Annotated in this window: 3 protein-coding genes and 2 pseudogenes; 3 read left to right on the top strand and 2 right to left on the bottom strand. The window is 70.0% G+C overall.

From position 1 onward, the window contains the following. The 3 genes and pseudogenes from VFF46_RS07040 to VFF46_RS07030 form a co-directional block, all read left to right on the top strand. Positions 1-402: pseudogene (locus tag VFF46_RS07040) on the top strand (Cmx/CmrA family chloramphenicol efflux MFS transporter); the annotation flags it as partial. A 31-nt stretch (positions 403-433) separates the two neighbouring features. Next, positions 434-1,387, top strand: a complete 954-nt coding sequence (locus VFF46_RS07035) for a DUF389 domain-containing protein (RefSeq protein WP_325036205.1) — start codon at positions 434-436, stop codon at positions 1,385-1,387. 155 nt (positions 1,388-1,542) lie between these two features. Then, complete coding sequence (locus VFF46_RS07030; RefSeq protein ID WP_325036204.1) at positions 1,543-2,490, top strand: MarR family transcriptional regulator; 948 nt, start codon at positions 1,543-1,545, stop codon at positions 2,488-2,490. Here VFF46_RS07030 and VFF46_RS07025 read toward each other — a convergent pair. Together VFF46_RS07025 and VFF46_RS07020 are read right to left on the bottom strand one after the other, a co-directional pair. After that, positions 2,487-3,116, bottom strand: coding sequence for an HNH endonuclease family protein (locus VFF46_RS07025; RefSeq protein ID WP_325036203.1), 630 nt, complete (start codon positions 3,114-3,116; stop codon positions 2,487-2,489). The genes VFF46_RS07030 and VFF46_RS07025 overlap by 4 nt on opposite strands. 109 nt (positions 3,117-3,225) lie before the next feature. Further along, positions 3,226-3,486, bottom strand: a pseudogene (locus tag VFF46_RS07020) (peroxide stress protein YaaA); the annotation flags it as partial.

Here is a 3,486-nt window from a genome sequence, read left to right as displayed (position 1 = left end):
CCGTTCCGCACGCTCTTCATCAGCATCACCGGGCTCGTCACGCTGTCCGCCGTACTCGCCCTCACCGCTCACGTTGCCGTCGTGGCGATCGTCGTCATCGTGTTCCTGGGCGGCTTCGGCTTCGCCGCGAACCCGGCCCTGAACGCCCGCGTCTTCAGCCTGGCCGGCGACGCGCCGACGCTCGCGACGGCCACCAACTTCTCCGCGTTCAACGTCGGCATCACCGCCGGCCCGTGGCTCGGCGGCCTCGCGCTCGACGCCGGCGCGGGCTACCCGGCCCTCGGCTGGATCGCGGTCGGCACCGGCCTGGCGGCACTCGCCACGGTCCTGTTCGCCGCGCTGGTCAGTTCACCGGACCCCGCGGATCGAGGCGCGTCGGATCGAAGCCGGCGTACCGCTTGAACGCGTGGGTTGCGGCATCATGTCGCCCGTGATGCACCTACGCCTGATCGTTCCGCCGGAGCGCAGCGAACACGTCCTGGACACTCTCGTCGCGGATCCGCGGGTCACCAGCATCGTCCGGCTGCCCGGCGCGGCCCGCCGACCGGACGGCGACATGGTCGAGTGCGACGTGACCCGCGAGGCGACCTCCGACATCCTCACTTTCCTGAAGACGGAGGGCGTGTACGACGACGGCGCGGTCGCGCTGTCCGCCGTCGACTCGGCTCCGTCGCGGAACGCCCAGGCCGCGGAGAAGGCCGCGCCGGGAGCACCTGACGACGCGGTGATCTGGGACGCCGTCGTCGACCAGGCGTACAACGAGGCCGGCGGCTCCTGGTCGTACTACGCGTTCCTGACGCTGGCCACGATGATCGCCTCGATCGCCGTGGTCACCGACTCCTCGATCCTGGTCGTCGGGGCGATGGTGGTCGGCCCGGAGTTCGGGGTGGTCGCCGCGCTCGCCGTCGGGTTGTTCCTGCGCAAGCGCGGGCTCTCGCGGGCGTCGGTCGTACTGCTCGTCAAGGGCTTCGTGCTCGCGATCGTGCTGACCGCGCTCGCCGCCCTCGTGGCCCGCGCGGTCGGTTGGGTGGACGTGAGCGACGTGACAGCCGCCCGGCCGCTGACCGGGTTCATCTGGCGACCGGACAAGTGGTCGGCCGTGGTCGCCGTACTGGCGGGATGCGCCGGTGTGCTGTCTCAGACGGCCGGCCGCGGGAACGCGCTGGTCGGGGTGTTCATTTCGGTCACCACGGTCCCGGCCGCCGGTGACCTGGCGTTGTCGCTCGCGCTCTGGGCACCGCACCAGATCGGCGGGTCGGCCGCGCAGCTCGGGATCAACCTGGCCGGTATGACCGCGGCCGGCGTACTGACGCTGCTGCTGCAGCGGGTCGCGTGGCGCAGCTACCTGCAGGTCAAGCGCAGGACGGGCGCGCGCGTTGAGGCTTGACCGGGCGTCCCCTGTCCGGTCCGCGCGCGCCCGGCACGTCAGATTTACCCCACCCGAGGGGGTCGTGCACCTGTTCGGGTGCTGACGTATGTCGGCCATGACCTGAAGTCGCCAAACCGGTCGAGCCCGTCCGGGGAACGAGATAGCCTGATCGGATGCTGGAGTCCGTAGGTGTCGAGCCGCCTGACGAGGAGGCCTATCGGGCGCTGCTGTCCGCGCCCGGCTGCGAGATCCAGCAACTCGCGGACCGCCTCGGGCGGGATCCGCAGGACGTGATCGCGACCGTCGGGCGGCTCGAGAAGCTGGGGCTTCTCACGAGTACCTCCGACGACCCGGTCCGGCTGCTGCCGACCCGTCCGGACGTGGCGGTCGACGCGCTGGTCGCCGTACGCAGGGCCGAGCTCGACCGGGTCCGTGCCGAGGCCCGGGTGCTGCTGTCCGAGCTCAGCACCCAGGAGCGGTACCGGCCGGAGAACCTGGTCGAGGTGATCGTCGGGCAGGAGGCGATCGCGGCCCGGTTCACCCAGCTGCTCAACGGGACCCGGAACCAGCTCCTCGTCCTCGACCGGCCGCCGTACGCCGCGCAGGCCGACGAGTCCGACAGTACGGTCCGTGGGCTGCTCGGCGAGGGGGTCGTGGTGCACGGCATCTACTCCCCCGACTCGCTGGACATCCCCGGCGGCGTGGACGAGGCGTTCAGCGCCGCCGACGCGGGCGAGACGTCGCGGGTGCATCCGCAGGTGCCGATGAAGCTGGCGGTGTTCGACGGACGGATCGCGCTGCTGCCGCTGTCCGTGGACCAGCTGGTCGACAGCGCTCTCGTCGTACATCCGTGTGCGTTGCTGGACGCGCTGATGGAGATGTTCTGGTTGCTCTGGGATCAGGCGGTGCCGGTGGTCCCGGCCGCCAAGGCCGACCCGACCGACGCCCGGCTGATGACACTGCTCGCCGCCGGCTTCAAGGACGACGCGATCGCACGGCAGCTCGCGTTGAGCAGCCGCACGGTCGGCCGCCGCGTCGCCGAACTAATGGAGACGCTGGGCGCCCGGACCCGATTCCAGGCCGGCATCCACGCCCAGCGCCGCCATCTTCTCGAGGACTAGCAGGTGCCCAGCATCTGCTGCAGGGCGGTCTTCTCCGTCGACTGGAGCGACAGCTTGTAGGTGTACTTCACCCAGATCCAGTAGCGCGCGTACATGCAGTGCACGGCGGTGTTGGTCGGCTTCCACTCCGACGGGTCCTTGTCGCCCTTCGAGCGGTTGCTGGACGCCGACACGGCGATCAGCTGGGAGATCGTCAGGTTGTTCGCGAACTCCTGACGCTTGGCCGTCGTCCAGGTGTTCGCACCGGACTTCCACGCCTCGGCGAGCGGCACGATGTGGTCGATGTCGACGTCCGACGAGTTCGTGAACGTCTGCTTGTCGTACACGCTGTACCAGCTGCCGGCGGTCGGGTGGCAGCTGCTGTCCACCTTCACGCCGGTCCCGTCGCGCTTCAGGACCTCTTCCCGGGTGTCGCAGGTCCCGGACTGGATGATCCAGTGCGGGAACAGGTCCCGGCTGTAACCGGTGGTGGTGCCCTCCGCCTTGACGGTCAGGCTCGCCAGCTCGGTGGCGGCGGTGCTCGCGGACGGAGGGGTCGGCGGTGCGGCCAGCGCCGGACCGGCGCCGAGGGCAAGGGCCGTGGTCGCGGCCACGGTGGTGATCAGGAACGTGCGGATGCGTCGCATTGGTCAGGCCTCCGATGGGGTGGGGCGGATTCCCCCTGACGTTGCCGCCTTCAGCCTTCCCGCATCACCCTGCGTAGGAAACCACTCACCAGTTACAGTCGAATGAACGTCAGTCGTGTTCCACCACGGTGAGGGTCCAGCCGGACGCCGCGCGGTCGAGTTCGGCGTTCCACCGCTCGCTCACCAGCTTGTGCAGCGACTTCGCGGTCCCCGGATCCTTGCTCGACTCCAGTAGATGCCGCGCGACCAGACCGCGGGTGTGCTTGGCGTTGTGCGACACGACCGTCCGTACGCCGTCGCGCTCGCGGACCACGTTCACCGACACCCACTTGTCCGCCTGCGCACCACTCGGCCGCCACGCGGCGACGTA

The organism is Kribbella sp. (assembly GCF_035655035.1).
In the GTDB taxonomy this organism is placed as follows: Bacteria; Actinomycetota; Actinomycetes; order Propionibacteriales; family Kribbellaceae; genus Kribbella.
This window is presented reverse-complemented; position numbering and strand designations above follow the sequence as displayed.